The sequence below is a fragment of the Chryseobacterium sp. ERMR1:04 genome (assembly GCF_001297705.1).
GTDB lineage: Bacteria > Bacteroidota > Bacteroidia > Flavobacteriales > Weeksellaceae > Chryseobacterium.
The window spans coordinates 387,313-404,925 of record NZ_LIRF01000003.1 but is presented as its reverse complement, the minus strand read 5'-3'; the positions used below and the strand labels follow the sequence as shown (position 1 = coordinate 404,925).

The window sequence follows — 17,613 nt, the reverse complement described above, 5'->3', positions numbered from 1 at the left end:
AACAATGTAAAATTGTATTACTGAAAAGAAATCATAATTAAAAAAGCTCCAATTCTATTAAAATTGAAGCTCTTGTTATATAATTTAATGGATTAATATCCATGTAAGTCGATTCCTTCTGTTCTTTGTAAAGTAACTTTCTTACCCATTTTCTTTTGAATGACTCTGAAATGCTGCAGTTCGTCGTCTGTTAGAATATTAATAGCAGTTCCTTTTTCGCCTGCACGTCCTGTTCTACCAATACGGTGAATATAATCTAGTGGCGAACGTGGTAATTCGTAATTGATAACACACGGTAAAGACTCAATGTGGATCCCACGACCAATCAAATCGGTAGCAACCAAAATCTGAGCCCCATTTACTTTAAATTCTTCTAAATTATTTCTACGGGCACCTTGCGATTTCTGACTGTGAATGGCTACTGCTTTAATTTTATTCTTTTTCAATTTTTCAACTAAACTATCTGCAGATTTTGTAGATGAAACAAAGATCAATGCTTTTTCAACCTTCTTTTCTTTAATTAAATAACGTAAAAAAGGACCTTTATTTTCCGGAGAAACATGATATGCCAATTGTTCGATATTATCGATTTCAACTTCTTCTTTCTTGATCTCAATCAGCGTAGGATTGATTGATAAACGCTCCTTCATTTCAGAAACTTTATCATCTAACGTCGCAGAAAACAAGGTAGTCTGCTTCATAACAGGCATTTGAGCGAAAAGCTTATTCATTTCTTCCCCAAAACCTAACTGAAACATTTTATCAGCTTCATCAATCACCAAATGTTGGATTCCTGAAATACTCAACGCTTTATGATCAATCAAATCTAATAAACGACCAGGTGTTGCAATCAAAACCTCAACGCCAAACATTCCTTTCATCTGTGGATTGATGGACACTCCTCCATAGACTGCCATCGTACGAATCTCACGCTTCAGGTTGTCTGTAAAAGCTCTAAAAACCTCATCAATCTGAATAGCCAACTCACGTGTAGGAACCAATATTAAAACCTGAATATTACGGTCTTTCTTAACCTCTGCATTTTGTAGTTTTTCTAAGATAGGCATCACAAAACAAGCCGTTTTTCCGGAACCTGTTTGTGCAATTCCCATTAAATCTTTTCCTTGTAAAATAACAGGTATTGCCTGCTCTTGTATAGGAAATGGCTTCAGATAGCCTAACTTTTTAACAGAATGAATAATATTGTGTGATAATCCTAACGATTCAAATGACATAAAATACTTATTTACTGCAAAGATAAGCTATTGGTATTTGTTTTATATCCTGAAAATAAAATAGTAATTATTTTTATAATAAAGAGAGATATTGTGTTGTTGGAGAATCGCAAAGGCGCAAAGTTTTTTAATCTTGATACTTTTTTAAGCCGCAAGAAAATCAAAGATTTTCATCTAAAACAGTATAAATTTTATCGTAGATAAAATCCTTGCACCTTACAACAGCATTTTTTCATCAACCTTTGCGCCTTTGCGATTTAAAACCTTTTTTAAATAAAATCTCAGTCAAAAATTATTAATCTAAATGCCGTTTTGTCCGATAATTATATTTTGGACAAATATTTGAATACTATTTTTTATAAATTTATCTATAATTCGAGAATCTAAATATGAAAAAAGCGTTAATAATAGTAGATGTACAGAATGATTTTTGTGAAGGAGGTGCTTTAGCAGTTCCTGGAGCTAATGAAGTAATTCCTTACATCAATCTTCTGATGGAAGAAAATGCGTATGATCAAATTATTCTAACTCAGGACTGGCATCCTGCGAATCATAAAAGCTTTGCAAGCAACAACGGAAGACAGGTTGGGGAAAGTATTATTTTAAATGGGGTACCTCAGTTTATGTGGCCGGACCATTGTGTTCAGGGAACTTTTGGAGCAGAATTTCATAAAGACCTTAACAGAGACAAAGTAACTCATGTTATTCAAAAAGGAAAAAACACTGAAATTGATGCGTATAGCGGTTTTCAGGATAACAACCACTTTATGAAAACAGGATTGGATGATTTCTTAAAATATCACGAAATTCAGTTATTGGAAATTGTAGGGTTAGCAATGGATTATTGCGTGAAATTCACTTGTACAGATGCAGTAGCCAACGGATATGTAACTTGCCTTCATTTCAATGGAACCCGTGCGGTAAACGTAAAACCGGATAACGGCAAAGACGCAATTTATGATATGATTCAAAAAGGAGTAACAGTCTTAGGATAATCTTTTAATCAATACATAACATACAAACGCAGCAAATATTTGTTGCGTTTTTTATTTAGCAATACTTTGTAAGAATCAACAGGAGTGACCCAAATAATTAATTTTATCTATATTTGAAAAAACACTTTTATGAAAAAAAGTATCCTATTTACTGTATTTCTCTTTACATTTTCAGGAAAAGCACAAAATACATCTGCTCATCAATTTAAATATTTGGAATACGATATTGAAAAAATTCAGCACCTCTATAAAAACAATAAAGCCTCTGTAAAAGAAGTCGTTCAGGCCTATTTGCAAAGGATTAATGATGTTGATAAAAACGGAGTGAAGCTAAATTCTATTATTACCATCAATCCGGATGCGATAAAAATTGCAGACTCGCTAGATCATCTGGATGCAAAGCTTAAAAACAAGCCGTTGTTTGGTATTCCTATTTTATTAAAAGACAATATTGATACCCACGATAAAATGCCCAATACGGCAGGATCTTTGGCTCTGAAAAACTCATTCCCTTTACAAGACAGCTATTTGGTAAAAAAATTAAGAGAAGCCGGTGCTGTCATTATTGGAAAAACCAATCTCAGTGAATGGGCCAACTTTCGTGGAATGAAATCTACAAGTGGCTGGAGCGGTTTGGGAGGCCTTACAAAAAATCCCTACATTTTAGATAGAAACACTTGTGGTTCCAGCGCCGGCTCAGGAGCTGCTATTTCTGCCAATCTAGGTATAATCGCTATGGGTACAGAAACTAATGGTTCTATTACTTGTCCATCCAGTCTCAACGGAATTGTTGGACTAAAACCTACCGTAGGATTAATTTCCAGACAAGGAATCATCCCTATTTCAAGTTCACAGGATACAGCGGGACCAATGGCAAGAACCGTAAAAGATATTGCTATAAGTCTGGGTACTATGGTAGGCGAAGACAAAGCAGATCGTGAAACAATGGGATCTGATCAATTTAATCAAAAAGACTACACCCAATTTCTGACTTTAAACGGATTAAAAGGTAAAAGGCTGGGATATTTAAAAAGCATGACCCATGGCAGTAGTAAAAAAGTAGATCAACTATTTATCCAAACCTTAAAGTTTTTAGAAAACCAAGGAGCAATTATTGTTGAAATAGATAAAGATCTTCTTTCTCCGGAGGTTCAGGAAAAATCTTTAGAATTGATGATTGATGAATATAAAGATGGCTTAAATAATTACTTTGCGTCTTTAGGTAAAAATGCGGTGATAAAAAACATAGATGAGCTGATTGCTTTTAATAAAAACAACAAAGAAGAGTTACACTATTTTGGACAAGAATTTTTAGAACTTTCCGCCAAAAGTAAAGGAACGAAAGATGAAAACTATGCAAAAGCAGTGAAAATTGCCCAAGAAGGCAGTCGTGAAAAAGGAATTAATCTTGTCATGAAAAAATATACTCTTGATGCTATCATCTCTCCAACAACCGTAGAAGCTTGGAAAACCGATTTGAAAAACGGAGACAGAGAAGATATTTTTGGAGGCTGGGAAGCTGCTGCCATCGCAGGATATCCCAGTATTACTTTACCAATGGGATCTATCGATGGATTGCCTGTTGGAATATTGTTTTTTGCAGAAAAATGGCAAGAAGGCAAGCTCATTACAATGGCTTATACTTTTGAACAGACAAATCCTCAGAGGAAAGTTCCTCAGTTCTTAAATAAATAAAAAGTTTCCAATTTAGGTTCTCATATAAAAACAAAAGACGTTGAATTAATTTTCAACGTCTTTATATTTTTTTAAAATTTAAAAATTACTTTTTAAATTAAAGCATTTTCAAAGTATTCACTTCCAAATCTGTAAGAATTCTCCAGTGTCCTCTTTTGATATTTTTCTTCGTTAATCCTGCAAACATTACTCTATCCAGAGCTTCTACTTCATATCCTAATCGTTGGAAAATTCTTCTGATCACACGGTTCCATCCGATGTGAATTTCAATTCCGATTTCGTTTCTTGGTTTACCTTCGATAAATGAGATTTGATCTACTGTAGCAATACCTTCATCCAAACGAATACCTTCAACAATAAGTTTCAAGTCTTCATTGGTTAGTTTTTTATCCAACGTTACGTGATAGATTTTTTTCGCATCAAAAGATGGGTGCGTTAATTTCTTCGTCATGTGCCCGTCATTTGTTAAAAGAATAACACCCGTTGTAGAACGGTCTAATCTTCCAACAGGGAAAACACGGTACGGAGAAGCATTCGCCACAAGATCCATTACTGTTTTTCTTGCCTTGTCATCTTTTGTCGTAGAGATATACCCTTTAGGTTTATTTAAAAGTACATAAACAGGTTTTTCCGGAGTGATATTTTGTCCGTCAAAAATTACTTTATCAGTCTTTTCAACCTGATAACCCATTTCAGTTACTACTTTTCCGTTTACTTCTACTAAACCTTGAGTAATTAATTCGTCAGCTTCTCTTCTGCTGCAAATTCCTGAATTGGCAATGTATTTATTAAGACGAATGGTATCTTTATGAACATCCTTTTCTATCTTGTTTAATCTTCTTTTCTGTACAAAAGATTTAGCTCTGTCTTCATCTCTGTCGCTTCCGGTAGAAGGTCTTCTACCATATTTTAAGCTACCTCTTTCGTATTTATCTCTTTTGTTATCTTTAGGATCAAAATCTCTTACCCCACCTCTTTGTGAAACTGATTTTCCAGCGTATGTTTTTCTTTCTCTACCTTCGTTTTGTGAAGTGATATAAGGTTCTCTACCAGGTTTTGAACCATGATCTTCATCACGGTCACGGCTCTCAAAATTTGTTTCACCTCTCCTAGAATCAGGTTTTTTAAAAGATCTAGAGTCGGTATCTCTATCACTTTTGCTGAAAGGCTTTTTCTCAAATTTTGAATTGCCATTTTCATTTCTATCTTTTTGGCCAAAACTCTTATCACCGCTTTTAGAAAAAGGTTTTTTGAAAGGTTTTGATTCTGAAGAATTTCCAGATTTAGGAGCGCGAGAACTTCCGGAATTTCTTGTTGAAACTCTCGGTCTTTTAGGTTTTCCTGAATTATTATTGTCTCTGCTCATTCTAAATATTTTTGCAAAGATAGTAATTTAGTTACGAGTTAAAAATTAAGAATCATAACTTTGCAATATAGTTTCACTATTAACATTATAGAAATTCTGAAAATGATAACAATATTAAACGATAATTTTTCTCAACTTAACTACTTCTTACACGAAAAATCATTCAGCAAAATCTTTATTTTAGTTGATGAAAATACGCATGAGTATTGCCTCCCTATACTTTTAGGGAATATGGAAACCGATCTGGGGTTTGAAATTTTGGAGATTGAAGCGGGTGAAGAAATGAAAAATATCCAGACGGCAAATCAGCTGTGGGAAATTTTAACAGAAATGCAAGCAGACCGAAAAGCACTTGTTATTAATCTTGGTGGCGGTGTGATTACCGATATGGGTGGATTTGTAGCTTCTACGTATAAAAGAGGAATTCAGTTCATTAATATTCCGACAACTTTATTATCTATGTGTGATGCTTCCATTGGTGGAAAAACAGGAATTGACCTGATGCATTATAAAAATATGGTAGGAACTTTCACGTTCCCGGAGCAGATCTTTGTATATCCTAAATTTTTAGAAACCCTTCCTTTTAAACAATTAAGAAGTGGTTTTGCCGAAATGCTAAAGCACGGATTGATTGCTGATAAACTACATTGGGAAAACCTCATCCAGATTCATAAACTAGATATAGAAGGGATTATTCCGCATATTCAAACTTCTATGGATATTAAACAGGATGTTGTAGAAAAAGACTTTCACGAAAAAAATATCAGAAAAACACTGAACTTTGCTCATACAATAGGCCACGCTATAGAAAGCCTATGTCTGGAACAGGGAAATCCTATTTTACATGGAGAAGCCGTAGCAATGGGAATGATCTCTGAGGCACATCTCTCCTATCTTGAAGGTTTGATTTCTGAAGAAGATTCAAAAATTATTATTGAAAACGTTCAAAGATATTATCCTTACTTAGATATCAGCGATTTTAAAGATGAAGATATTTTTGCACTCCTATTAAATGATAAGAAGAATATTGACAGTAAAATTAATTTCTCTCTCCTATCAGGAATAGGTTCTTGCACCTTCGATCATCAATGTGATCAAAAAAACATCGTGGAATCTTTACATTTTTACAGAACATTAGATACTATTTAACTCCATTTTATAAAATTTTATCAATATTTACCTTTCTAAACAAATGTTTATTTAAGTTTCTACTTAGTTGAATTTCAGACATTTAAATTCAAATTAGTTGGTTTTTTAATAAAAATACAACCTGATTTTAATCATGTTTTAGTTTTTGGCAAGCAATTTGAAAGATACTCTGCGTCAACGAAAATTGACAGTAGTAAAATTTAAAATTAAGAATAGTAAATATTAAAAAAAATTAAAGTTATGAAAAAGTTAATTTTAGGATTAGCAGTAACTGCAAGTTCACTAGCATTCGCACAAACAACTACGACTACAGCTTCATCTTCAAACCCAGTTACATTTGGTGTTAAAGGTGGGATGAACGTTTCTTCTTTATCTAAAAATGAAGGATTAGACGATACAAAATCAAAAATTGGTTTTAACGCAGGTGTTTTTGCTAACATTCCGATTGCAAGTTCTTTCAGTATTCAACCAGAGGTTATTTATAATGATCTAGGAGCAAAATCTACAAGAAAATATACTGCTTTTGGAAATGATTATAAAGCAGATTATTCTACAAATCTAGGATATATTGCAGTACCGGTAATGTTCCAGTATAATGCTCTTCCAAACCTTTATTTAGAGGCTGGTCCTGAGTTTGGTTTCTTGGTAAGCGCAAAAGATAAGTTCAAAACTTCTACAAACGGAAATACTGATACTTCATCTACTAGAACACTAAACAAAGATGATTTCCAAACATTTAACTTTGGTATCGGTATTGGTGCAGGATATTACTTCACAGATAATTTAGGTATTACGGCAAGATATACAGCTGGTGTAACTGATATCTTCAAAAACAATAATGGGGACGCTGTAAGAAACAACGTATTCCAAGTAGGATTAGCTTATAAATTTAAATAAGCCTAAACATTTAGAAAACAAATTTTAATAGATAAGAGTCAGATCGTAAGGTCTGACTTTTTGATTTAAACATGATTTTTATCATTTTTCTCCTTTTGGCGGGGATTTTGCTGCGCTGTGGGGGAATAAGTTTAAACTTTAAAATCATGAAAAAACTAATTTTAGGATTAGCATTTGCAGGAAGCCTTTTGGTGAATGCACAAGAAAAAACTAAATCTTCATCTCCTATTACTTTTGGAGTTAAAGCGGGATTCAACGCTTCTACCCTTAGCAAAGCTGATCAGTATGATAACGATCAGAAATTGAAACCAGGTTTTAATGCAGGAGTGTTTGTTAATATTCCGGTTGCACAGAAATTCAGCGTTCAGCCTGAACTTCTTTTTAACCAATTAGGGTCAAAAACTGAAGAAAGAGAAGATTATTACATTAATGCTGATAGATACAGAAGAGTAGCTGATTACAAAAAAAGCCTGAACTATCTTTCTATCCCTGTAATGGTACAATATAATATCCTTCCTCAACTTTATGTAGAAGCAGGACCAGAATTTGGTTTTCTTTTAGGAGGAAAAAACAAAGGAGATATTACTACCACTAGAAACTCAGGAAATACAACTGTTACAGAAACAACAACGATCTCAGATAAGATTGTTAAAGATCTTCACAATACTTTCAACTTCGGAATTGGGATTGGAGCAGGATATTATTTCACTCAGAATTTTGGCGTAACTGCTAGATTTACTGCAGGTATTACAGATGTATACAAACACAACACAGGAGATGCAATTAGAAATAATGCATTCCAAGTTGGTGTAGCTTATAAATTCAAATAAGCCTACATATATTTAAAAAAACAAATTTTAATAGACTAAGTCAGATCGTAAGGTCTGACTTATTTTGGTTTATAATTTATAGTAAATTGCAGATTTTCAATAAAAATATTTTAATAGCTATGGCTATAAAGCATTCTTTTATTATTGATTCTTAAACGAATTAATACTTTTTGGCAAGAATTTTGTATATAAAAATTTGAAAATCAAAAATATAAATAATAAAAATTAATTACATTAACTATGAAAAAAATATTTTTAGGATTAGCAATTGCTACAAGTTCATTAGTATGGGCGCAAGAGAAAACTCAATCTTCTACTCCACTTAAATATGGGGTGAAAGCAGGGTTAAATGTGTCTACAATTTCCGGAGGTGATTCAAAAGCTAAAGTAGGATTCTATGGAGGATTATTTTTGAACGCTCCAATAGCATCAAATTTCAGTCTTCAACCAGAGGTTTTATATAATGGTGTTGGCGCAAAAGCAGACGGATTCGAGGATCTTAAAGTAAATTTAAGTTACATTTCGGTTCCGGTAATGTTCCAATATAATGCTACGCCTAATTTCTATCTTGAAGCAGGACCACAATTCAGTTTCTTAATAGATTCTAAATTCAAATACCAATCTGTATCCGTAAAAGCTAATGATTATATCAAAGGTTTTGATTTTGGAATTGGGATTGGAGCAGGATATTTCTTTACTCCTAACATTGGTATTAATGCAAGATATGTTGCAGGGGTAACAGATATAGGTAAAAAAGTTGGAGGAGATCAGCCTGAAGGAAAAAACAATGTATTCCAGGTAGGTCTTGCTTATAAATTTTAAGAACAGATTTTGATTTCAATACAGAAAAGGTCGGGCTTCATCATAAAGTCTGACCTTTTCACATTTTTTACTCAGGAATATATTGAAAGTAAAGAAATAATGATAATAAGTTTAAGGAATACATTTTTATATTCAATAGGAAAAGCCGGGATTATGGATGTAATCTTGGCTTTTTATTTTTCGTAATACTTTTAGTTTTAATGAAAATTACCAACCTATTCCAGGAAGCCAACTATTTCTACCAGAATGTAGACTCTCTATTCGAAGAGTAAAAATTCATTTTACACCAAAATTCTGAAGCAATTAAGATTCAGCTTTTATGTTAAATTATATTTTTTTCTTAAAAAAACAAATTAAATAAGAAAAATTAATATAATACATATAATAGTGATTTAATGAATCTGTTAGCACAAAAAGTATTTTAAATTGAAAATATTTAATTTATTTACATAAAATTAAGATTTAGTTCACATTCTTTATTTTTTAAAATACCCTATCCATTACTGGTTAAACGTATAAATTTTCAATTTTGGCAAGCAATTTGCAAATTACTCCACATCTGATTGAAAAACCAGACAAGAAAATAGAAAAGTAAAATTAAAAATAAACAATTATGAAAAAGTTATTTCTAGGACTAGCAGTAGCTGCAGGTTCATTAGCATTTGCTCAAGAAACAAAAACTACTCCTACAGTAACTACTGTGAATAATCAAAAAGACCCAATTAGATTTGGTATTAAAGGGGGTGGGAATGCTGCTTCTTTTAACGATCAAGATGTAAGTCTTAATAATCAAAAATTAGGATTTCATGCTGGGGTATTTGTTAACATTCCACTTTCTCAAAAACTAAGCCTTCAACCAGAGGTTTTATATAACCAATTAGGATCAAAAAGTGTATTATCATCTACTGATGTAACTAATGGTTCAACTACTGTTAAAACAAAAAATGACTATTCAACTACTTTGAATTATGTTTCAGTACCATTAATGCTTCAGATGAGACCTACTAAAAACTTTTATATAGAAGCAGGTCCTGAATTCAGTTATTTTATTAATGGTAAAAATAAAGGAGAAAGCAGAGTTGAATCTACTACAGCAGGAGTTACAAGCACTACAACTACATCTGTATCTGAAACTATTGACAAAGACGATATCAAGAAATTTAACGTAGGTTTAGGTCTTGGTGTAGGATATGATATCACTCATAACTTAGGAATCAACGCGAGATACGTAAACAGTTTAACAAATATTGAAACAAATTCTCCTAAAGGAGATGATGCTCTTACAAACAGAGTGTTTCAATTAGGATTGAACTACAAATTTTAGTAACAAATTTTAATATCAATAGAAAAGGCCAGACTTAAACTAAGTCTGGCCTTTTCATTTTTATTTAATAAATAAGCTTAATTAAATAATTCTATTTCTTCTCCTTTGGCTACAGGATATTCTTCTGTAAAACATCCAAAACAATGATTAGAAGAACCTAAAATTTCTTTAAGGCTATCTGTACTTAAAAATTCTAAAGAATCTACTCCTAAGTAGTCTCTCAATTCCTCAGTAGTCATGTTAGCAGAGATCAAATCATCTTTTGAGGGTGTATCAATTCCTAAATAACAAGGCGCTATAATAGGTGGAGAAACACTTCTGAAGTGAATTTCTTTTACTCCTGCATCTTTTAGAATTTTAACCAATCTTTTAGATGTAGTTCCACGAACGATAGAATCATCAATGATCACTACTCTTTTGTCTTTGATCTCAGAAATAATAGGGTTCAATTTCAGGTTCACTACCCTTTCTCTCATTTCCTGAGTGGGTACGATGAAACTTCTTCCGATATATCTGTTTTTAATTAAAACCGGGCGGAAAGGTATTCCTGAAGCTTTAGAGAAACCAATCGCAGCAGGAACTCCAGAATCAGGAACTCCAATTACGATATCGGCTTCTACAGGAGCCTGCTCCCAAATTTTTTCACCAGATTTCTCTCTGATCTCATAAACATTGATATTCTCTAAAGTAGAGTCAGGTCTTGCAAAATAAATATATTCAAAAGAACAGATTCTCTGCTTTCCTCTCTCTTCATTTACCATGTAAGAGTTCAATTTCCCAGGTTCGTTCTCATTTGTATAAATGATTTCTCCCGGTAAAATGTCACGAACATATTGAGCGCCTACCGCATCTAAAGCAACAGATTCCGAAGCCACAACATAGGTGTTTTCGTTCACTGCACCTAACACTAAAGGTCTGATTCCGTTGAAATCTCTGAATGCAAAGAATTTATTTCTCGTCATCCCTACAACCGAATACGCACCTTCTATTTTTTCCATGGTTGCTTTAATAGCGCCACGAAGTCCTAGATCAAGATTTTTTTGAATTAATCTTAAAATAACCTCAGAATCCGAAGTTGCTCTGAAAACAACGCCTTCAGCTTCCAATTCTGTTTTTAATTCTCTCGCATTGGTTAAGTTACCGTTGTGAGCGATAGAAAGTATAATCTGGTCATATTCGTTTTTCGCGAAAAATGGTTGAAAATTATATTTCTTTTTGTCTCCTGCCGTCGTGTAACGAGTGTGCCCGATTGCAGAATTTCCCATAAAAGCTTCAGGATCTTGGATCTCTTTATAAACATCCAAAACCAAACCTTCATCTTTCATATTGGTGATTTTTCCGTCTTTAAGAACAGAAATACCGCAAGCTTCCTGACCTCTGTGCTGTAAAGCAAAAAGCCCGAATTGTGAAAGAGAAAACGTATCTAAATCATTATCAGAATACATTCCGAAGATCCCACACTCCTCATTGGGAGCATCCAGCCTTTCTTCTTCCTGTGTTCTGAAAAGATTCCTTCCGTAGGTTTGATTTTCAAACTGTTTTAAATATTCACTTTTATGAATGTCTAAACTTTTCATTTCTATTTTTTCTATTATAGATAGCAGAAGTCAGTGATTAGAGATAAGACTAAAAACCGACTTCTAATTTAATTTTGTTGAATAACAAATCATTTTTAAATGCCAGAAACCCAGCATCAGAAATCTTACTTGTTAAGTAACGTTTTCAATCTGTTATAGATCTCAACGTAAGCTTCAGTTACTTCTCCAAGATCTCTTCTGAATCTGTCTTTATCTAATTTCTTCATTGTATCCTTGTCCCAAAGTCTACAAGTATCAGGAGAAATTTCGTCAGCCAAGATGATCTCACCGTCTGAAGTTTTTCCTAATTCAATTTTGAAATCAACCAAGATGATATTCATTTTATCGAATAAATCGATCAAGATTTCGTTGATCTCAGAAGTTAATTTATACATTACCGCAAGCTCTTCATACGTAGCTGCTCCTAAGAAAACTGCATGGTGATCGTTGATAAGCGGATCTCCCAATTCGTCTTTTTTGTAGCAAATATCAAAGATGGTAACCGGAGATTTAATTCCTTCTTCAACCCCTAATCTTTGAGCCATACTTCCTGCAGAATAGTTTCTTACAACCATTTCCAAAGGAATGATAGATACTTTTGTTACCAATTGTTCTCTTTCGTCCAATTGCTTAATGAAATGAGTTTTGATCCCTTTTTCATTTAAATATTCAAAAATCAAAGTTGTGATGGCATTGTTCATTTCACCTTTCAAATCCACAGACCCTCTTTTTTGAGCGTTAAATGCTGTAGCATCGTCTTTGAAACGCACTACTACTTGATCTGGATTATCGGTAGCAAATACTTGTTTTGCTTTACCCTCGTACAACATTTCTTTCTTTTCCATTTTCTAAATGTCTTGTTAGTTAGATTTATATTTATTTTACTTAATTAAAATTCCTGTTAAAACTGCCATTCCAAAGCTCAGTAATGTACCTATTAATACATACTCTGTTAATTTTCTTTGTTTAGCCTGTGCCAAATCGCTGAATCTGAAAACAGATTTTGCAGCCACCATAAAACCTACGCCTTCCCAATGATTCACCATAATAAAAGTGAAAACCAGTAAACGTTCTAAAATCCCAATATATTTTCCGGCACTTGATAAAGATTCGGTTTGTATATTATTTGTTGTCTCTGGAACGGGCGTCCATGAAGACAATAATATTTTAATAAAAATAGAAGCAGGTGTTGTTAAAAACAAAGCTGCCATTGCTATTTTTAAAGTATTTTGGTCTTTTAAATATTCAAAATTAAATTCATTAAAATAAAAAGATACTCCTGCAATAACTAAAACATGAAGAAGTTGATCCATAAAAAACCAGTTCTTTTTATTCTTAATCGTTTGGAAACTCAACTTAGCAGCATCAATCATAAAATGAGAAACACCCACTAAAACCGCTACCCACCAAAGCTGCAGGTCCCAAAGGAAAATAAAACTTAAAATAGTATGAATCAGAATATGAAGATACAAATACTTGCTCTTCAGTTTTTTGCTTTCTTTATCAAAAACCCATGAATTTGGCTGGAGAATAAAGTCTCCAAGTAAATGTGCCAATATGAGTTTAGTAAAGATCATGTTTTACAATTCTGAGATTTTCTTTCTAAAATATTGATTGGTCTCTACGATAAGCTCGTAGTTTGCACGTTTCAGTCGCTGGCTTATTGACGATTGTGAAATCGCGAATTTCTTTGCCAGATCTTCCTGGGTAATGTCTTGGTTCATGATCATTTCGTGAATGATTTCTGAAGTCGCCATCGTCCAGTTGTCAAAGTCTTTGGAAGACCATTTCAAAAGGATGTTAAGATCTCTGTCTACATTGTCGTTGGAAGTTTTAATGGCAACGGTGTGCCCATCACTTTTTAAATCATTTAATAATCTTCCGGAATTCACATATGCTGTTCCGTTGGATTCGGTGATTTTTTCGGATGAAAAATTTTCTTCACCAATTCCTATGGCAATTCTTACATCTAAATTTTCCTGACTTTTTATAAGAGATTTTATGGCTAGAAAACGCCAAAATGCATCATCAATGTTGCATTTAAACTGAAACTCGTCTCCTCTGTAGATTTCCCATACAAGGGAAGAGCTTCCCCAATGTTCCAGAAGATTCTTTAGCTTGGTAATCCAAACTTCTGTGTCTGCGTGTTGCGAATTTATAATATCACCCGTAAGGACCGCTATCATTTTGCAAATATAAGCATAATTACTTATAAATAAAAAATATAAGCAGAAACACTTATAGATAATGATTATTAGTGAATCTGCTTATATCAATTAAGCTTTGCATACAAGGTTTTACAAAGATTATCATGAAATTATGAAACCAAAAATTAGGTTTAATTATATCTTAGTCTCAATTTACCTCTTGATAAACTGATATATTTTTCCGTCAAGATTTAATAAATACATTCCCAATGGCAAGTTTTGTACAGAAATATTTTTCTTATTTTTAAAAGGAGCTTTCTCCGTATAAATTAACTTCCCAGAGAAATCTATGATCTGTGCTGTTTTAATATTTTCTATTTCATTCCCATCTACAAAAAGATTTTCGTTAACAGGATTAGGATATATTTTAAACTCTTTGTTTGAAGCAACAGGATCAATTGTTGATAACGTTCCACCAATATTTTGACAGTAATCAGACGGATAAGAATCCCACTCGTTGATAGTAAATGTTAGATTAGGTTGGTTGACAGTATTTTTTCTATAAAGAGAAACATTGGCAAGTGTAGAAGAATTAGATTGGTTCTTAACGCCAATTGCATCCACCGTGGCCGATTTGTATCTCAGTTCCAAATACCTACTTCCATCAAAAGCCATTTGAGGAGCTGCCGTTGCAAATTTCGCCTGACTGATTGTAAAACAACTAAAATTTGAATTCGGATTTACAATAACAAAACTTTCGTTGTTTTGAATAACCCCTTCCATTTCAAAGGGCGCTGGAAAATAGTAATTATTGTTCCCATATGCCTGAATAGACAATCTGTAATCACTTAAATTCACCGGATGTCCTGTTCTATTAGTAATTTCTATGGCTTTATTGTCTGCAGTCCCTTCTAAATATTTGCTAATTATTAAATCTTTAGCAAAGCTATCTGAATTTAAGGTACTTGCACTAGCAACATTACTGTCCGGAGAATTCAAATAGCCATTATCATAGGCTTTTACCGTATAATTATAAGTAGTAGAGGGTGTGAGATGGTCAATACTTATCGTTGTTGATTTTGTTGATTTCAAAAAAGTCCCGTTTTGATAGATATTATATCCAATAACATCAGAACTTGAACTTGCTGACCAACTTAAATTAGCAAAATATGCCCCGGTCTGGGAAACCGTAAGATTAGAAGGCGCTTGAGGCGCTACAGCATCTGGCGACTGTCCCCAGATTGCATTTACCCATTGCGGATTATCAATAAACGGATTTCTATTATTTTGAATACTATATATTGCATTATTTCGGTCAATCTCCCGTTGAGAAACTGCATCCTGGTTATGCCACTGAATAAGCATTGCGATATATTCCGGATCAAATGCCCTTTCCGCCGTCCCGTCCAAAGGAGATCTGTCTATGGCCGGATTAATATTAGTGAAATAATTAAATGACGGCAATTTATCTTCATATCGTGCCACAAAATACAAAAGCATTCTCGCAATATCCCCTTTAAATTCATTAATCGGTTCATACACTCTGTTGGTGTACGCATAATTAGGAATAGCGCTATTAGCAATTTTAGAGGAGTTTGAAAAAGTGTAATGTACTGTAGAATTACCAATTCCATAAGGGTAATTATTTCGCAACTGATTGATCCTTGCATCCGTAGGAATCACAAAATGCAGATCAGAATACATTGGGTAATTGCTGTTAAATGTACTTTGTGGAACCGCATGTTCCCTATTGTACCCCAACCCTTCAGCTCCGGCGCCAGAAATGATCTGAGCGGTTGTATATTCGTAAGCATCCGGCCCAGAAGGTATTTCAGAATACATATCTAATAATAGTGTCGTATTGCTTGCATCATGATCATAATATATATCCAAATCTGTCTGATTATATAGCGCTTGCAGGTTATCATAATTCCAGTTGATATTCCTTTCAGAAATGATATCGTGAATTTTGGACTTCAGAGCATAACCCGTAAGCCCTGTTGTTCCGTTGTAATATCCTGCTGGAGCCTGTGCAGAAATATAAGACGAAAATAAAATGATAGGAAGGAGAAGTTTTTTCATGCTTTAAAATTGGGAGGCTAAAATAGTAAATTAAACCCCTTACAATTTTTAATTTTTCATTAAGAAATCATTAAATGTTGAAATATAAAAAATTGATAATTAAAACTTTGTCAATTAAATAACATGTTAAAAATAATTTTTTTTCGTATACCAACAATTTAAGTATCTTTGGGCACTAACTATTTTACCTTTATGAATACAGAAACAATGGACAACATTAAAATGATAGCTGAAACGGCAAGAGAATTTGCTGAAAAAAATATCAGACCGAATATTATGGAATGGGATGAAAGCCAAACTTTTCCAAAAGATTTATTTCATCAATTAGGAGAGATGGGTTTCATGGGGATTGTTATTCCTGAACAGTATGGAGGTTCTGGTCTTGGTTATCACGAATATGTTACGATCCTGGATGAGATCTCTCAGGTAGATCCATCTATCGGGCTTTCTGTAGCAGCACACAACTCTCTTTGTACCAACCATATTTATGAGTTTGGAAACGAAGAGCAAAGACACAAATGGCTTCCTCAATTGGCTTCTGGTAAAGTAATCGGAGCTTGGGGACTAACAGAACACAACACAGGTTCAGATTCTGGAGGAATGTCTACCACTGCCGTAAGAGATGGAGATGACTGGATCATCAGCGGTGCTAAAAACTTTATTACCCACGCAATCTCTGGTGATATTGCTGTTGTAATGACAAGAACTGGAGAAATTGGTGCTAAAAACAACTCTACCGCTTTCGTATTAGAAAAAGGAATGACTGGTTTTTCTTCTGGTAAAAAAGAGAACAAATTAGGAATGCGTGCTTCTGAAACGGCAGAATTGATTTTCGACAACGTTAGAGTTCCAGATTCTCACCGTTTAGGAGAAGTTGGAGAAGGTTTCAAACAAGCAATGAAAATTCTTGACGGAGGTAGAATTTCTATCGCTGCCTTAAGTTTAGGTACTGCAAGAGGAGCTTACAAAGCTGCTTTAAAATATGCTAAAGAAAGACATCAGTTCGGGAAATCAATTTCTGAATTCCAGGCAATCAACTTTATGTTGGCTGATATGGCTACAGAGATCGATGCATCTGAATTATTGATCCAAAGAGCTTCAACATTGAAAAATGCTAAGCAAAAAATGACAAGAGAAGGAGCTATGGCAAAATTATACGCTTCTGAAGCTTGTGTAAGAATTGCTAACAATGCAGTTCAGATCTTTGGTGGTTACGGATATACTAAAGACTTCCCTGCTGAAAAATATTACAGAGACTCTAAATTATGTACTATTGGAGAAGGAACTTCTGAGATCCAAAGACTAGTTATTGGTAGAGATATTACAAAATAATTTTATATGAATACAAAATATCACGGATTTGTTTTCGATGATAAAATGTAAAAATTAGAATTATATGATCATAATTGAATAGCACACGTGTTTTGCGTGTGCTATTTTATTTTTAAAAACATTCTGTATTAAATTACACTCAATGTATTGCATAATAATTTG

At 33.5% G+C, this 17,613-nt stretch carries 15 protein-coding genes; 8 read left to right on the top strand and 7 right to left on the bottom strand.

The window, feature by feature from the left end:
* Positions 1 to 92: 92 nt before the first annotated feature.
* Positions 93 to 1,235, bottom strand: a complete 1,143-nt coding sequence (locus AMQ68_RS01950) for a DEAD/DEAH box helicase (RefSeq protein ID WP_054508950.1) — start codon at positions 1,233 to 1,235, stop codon at positions 93 to 95.
* A gap of 389 nt (positions 1,236 to 1,624) precedes the next feature.
* On the opposite strand from AMQ68_RS01950, the gene pncA reads away from it, so the two are divergent.
* Complete coding sequence (gene pncA / locus AMQ68_RS01945; protein WP_054508949.1) at positions 1,625 to 2,230, top strand: bifunctional nicotinamidase/pyrazinamidase; 606 nt, start codon at positions 1,625 to 1,627, stop codon at positions 2,228 to 2,230.
* Between the two features lie 129 nt (positions 2,231 to 2,359).
* Complete coding sequence (locus AMQ68_RS01940; RefSeq protein WP_054508948.1) at positions 2,360 to 3,925, top strand: amidase; 1,566 nt, start codon at positions 2,360 to 2,362, stop codon at positions 3,923 to 3,925.
* Between the two features lie 97 nt (positions 3,926 to 4,022).
* Here AMQ68_RS01940 and AMQ68_RS01935 read toward each other — a convergent pair whose 3' ends face one another.
* Complete coding sequence (locus tag AMQ68_RS01935) at positions 4,023 to 4,961, bottom strand: pseudouridine synthase (protein ID WP_054509984.1); 939 nt, start codon at positions 4,959 to 4,961, stop codon at positions 4,023 to 4,025.
* A 432-nt stretch (positions 4,962 to 5,393) separates the two neighbouring features.
* Between AMQ68_RS01935 and aroB the strand changes: the two genes are divergently transcribed.
* The 5 genes from aroB (at position 5,394) to AMQ68_RS01910 (ending at position 10,313) form a co-directional block, all read left to right on the top strand.
* Positions 5,394 to 6,440, top strand: coding sequence for a 3-dehydroquinate synthase (aroB, locus tag AMQ68_RS01930; protein WP_054508947.1), 1,047 nt, complete (start codon positions 5,394 to 5,396; stop codon positions 6,438 to 6,440).
* 240 nt (positions 6,441 to 6,680) lie between these two features.
* A complete protein-coding gene (locus AMQ68_RS01925; protein ID WP_054508946.1) occupies positions 6,681 to 7,337 on the top strand; it encodes a porin family protein in 657 nt (218 codons plus the stop codon).
* Between the two features lie 146 nt (positions 7,338 to 7,483).
* Positions 7,484 to 8,167, top strand: a complete 684-nt coding sequence (locus tag AMQ68_RS01920; protein ID WP_054509983.1) for a porin family protein — start codon at positions 7,484 to 7,486, stop codon at positions 8,165 to 8,167.
* A gap of 240 nt (positions 8,168 to 8,407) precedes the next feature.
* Entirely contained in the window at positions 8,408 to 8,989 is a 582-nt protein-coding gene (locus tag AMQ68_RS01915; RefSeq protein ID WP_054508945.1) for a porin family protein, read from the top strand.
* A gap of 613 nt (positions 8,990 to 9,602) precedes the next feature.
* Positions 9,603 to 10,313 carry a porin family protein gene (locus tag AMQ68_RS01910; protein ID WP_054508944.1) on the top strand — a complete coding sequence of 237 codons (711 nt, stop codon included), beginning with the start codon at positions 9,603 to 9,605 and terminating at the stop codon, positions 10,311 to 10,313.
* A 77-nt stretch (positions 10,314 to 10,390) separates the two neighbouring features.
* On the opposite strand, the gene purF is transcribed toward AMQ68_RS01910, so the two are convergent.
* The 5 genes from purF to AMQ68_RS01885 all read right to left on the bottom strand — a co-directional run bounded on the left by purF (position 10,391) and on the right by AMQ68_RS01885 (position 16,119).
* A complete protein-coding gene (purF, locus tag AMQ68_RS01905; protein ID WP_054508943.1) occupies positions 10,391 to 11,890 on the bottom strand; it encodes an amidophosphoribosyltransferase in 1,500 nt (499 codons plus the stop codon).
* A 125-nt stretch (positions 11,891 to 12,015) separates the two neighbouring features.
* Entirely contained in the window at positions 12,016 to 12,735 is a 720-nt protein-coding gene (purC, locus tag AMQ68_RS01900; RefSeq protein WP_054508942.1) for a phosphoribosylaminoimidazolesuccinocarboxamide synthase, read from the bottom strand.
* Between the two features lie 36 nt (positions 12,736 to 12,771).
* Positions 12,772 to 13,467, bottom strand: a complete 696-nt coding sequence (locus AMQ68_RS01895) for a DUF3307 domain-containing protein (protein WP_054508941.1) — start codon at positions 13,465 to 13,467, stop codon at positions 12,772 to 12,774.
* Positions 13,468 to 13,470: 3 nt separating this feature from the next.
* A complete protein-coding gene (locus tag AMQ68_RS01890; protein WP_054508940.1) occupies positions 13,471 to 14,076 on the bottom strand; it encodes a SatD family protein in 606 nt (201 codons plus the stop codon).
* Between the two features lie 174 nt (positions 14,077 to 14,250).
* Positions 14,251 to 16,119, bottom strand: coding sequence for an endonuclease (locus tag AMQ68_RS01885; protein WP_054508939.1), 1,869 nt, complete (start codon positions 16,117 to 16,119; stop codon positions 14,251 to 14,253).
* A 192-nt stretch (positions 16,120 to 16,311) separates the two neighbouring features.
* Between AMQ68_RS01885 and AMQ68_RS01880 the strand changes: the two genes are divergently transcribed.
* The gene (locus AMQ68_RS01880) at positions 16,312 to 17,451 is read left to right on the top strand and encodes an acyl-CoA dehydrogenase family protein (RefSeq protein ID WP_054508938.1); all 1,140 of its coding nucleotides are present in this window, start codon (positions 16,312 to 16,314) and stop codon (positions 17,449 to 17,451) included.
* Positions 17,452 to 17,613 lie beyond the last annotated feature (162 nt).

Coding starts and splice junctions, on each gene's coding strand:
- AMQ68_RS01950 (WP_054508950.1), bottom strand. CDS start 1,235: ATGTCATTTGAATCGTTAGGATTATCACACAATATTATTCATTCTGTT.
- pncA (WP_054508949.1), top strand. CDS start 1,625: ATGAAAAAAGCGTTAATAATAGTAGATGTACAGAATGATTTTTGTGAA.
- AMQ68_RS01940 (WP_054508948.1), top strand. CDS start 2,360: ATGAAAAAAAGTATCCTATTTACTGTATTTCTCTTTACATTTTCAGGA.
- aroB (WP_054508947.1), top strand. CDS start 5,394: ATGATAACAATATTAAACGATAATTTTTCTCAACTTAACTACTTCTTA.
- AMQ68_RS01925 (WP_054508946.1), top strand. CDS start 6,681: ATGAAAAAGTTAATTTTAGGATTAGCAGTAACTGCAAGTTCACTAGCA.
- AMQ68_RS01920 (WP_054509983.1), top strand. CDS start 7,484: ATGAAAAAACTAATTTTAGGATTAGCATTTGCAGGAAGCCTTTTGGTG.
- AMQ68_RS01915 (WP_054508945.1), top strand. CDS start 8,408: ATGAAAAAAATATTTTTAGGATTAGCAATTGCTACAAGTTCATTAGTA.
- AMQ68_RS01910 (WP_054508944.1), top strand. CDS start 9,603: ATGAAAAAGTTATTTCTAGGACTAGCAGTAGCTGCAGGTTCATTAGCA.
- purF (WP_054508943.1), bottom strand. CDS start 11,890: ATGAAAAGTTTAGACATTCATAAAAGTGAATATTTAAAACAGTTTGAA.
- purC (WP_054508942.1), bottom strand. CDS start 12,735: ATGGAAAAGAAAGAAATGTTGTACGAGGGTAAAGCAAAACAAGTATTT.
- AMQ68_RS01895 (WP_054508941.1), bottom strand. CDS start 13,467: ATGATCTTTACTAAACTCATATTGGCACATTTACTTGGAGACTTTATT.
- AMQ68_RS01890 (WP_054508940.1), bottom strand. CDS start 14,076: ATGATAGCGGTCCTTACGGGTGATATTATAAATTCGCAACACGCAGAC.
- AMQ68_RS01885 (WP_054508939.1), bottom strand. CDS start 16,119: ATGAAAAAACTTCTCCTTCCTATCATTTTATTTTCGTCTTATATTTCT.
- AMQ68_RS01880 (WP_054508938.1), top strand. CDS start 16,312: ATGAATACAGAAACAATGGACAACATTAAAATGATAGCTGAAACGGCA.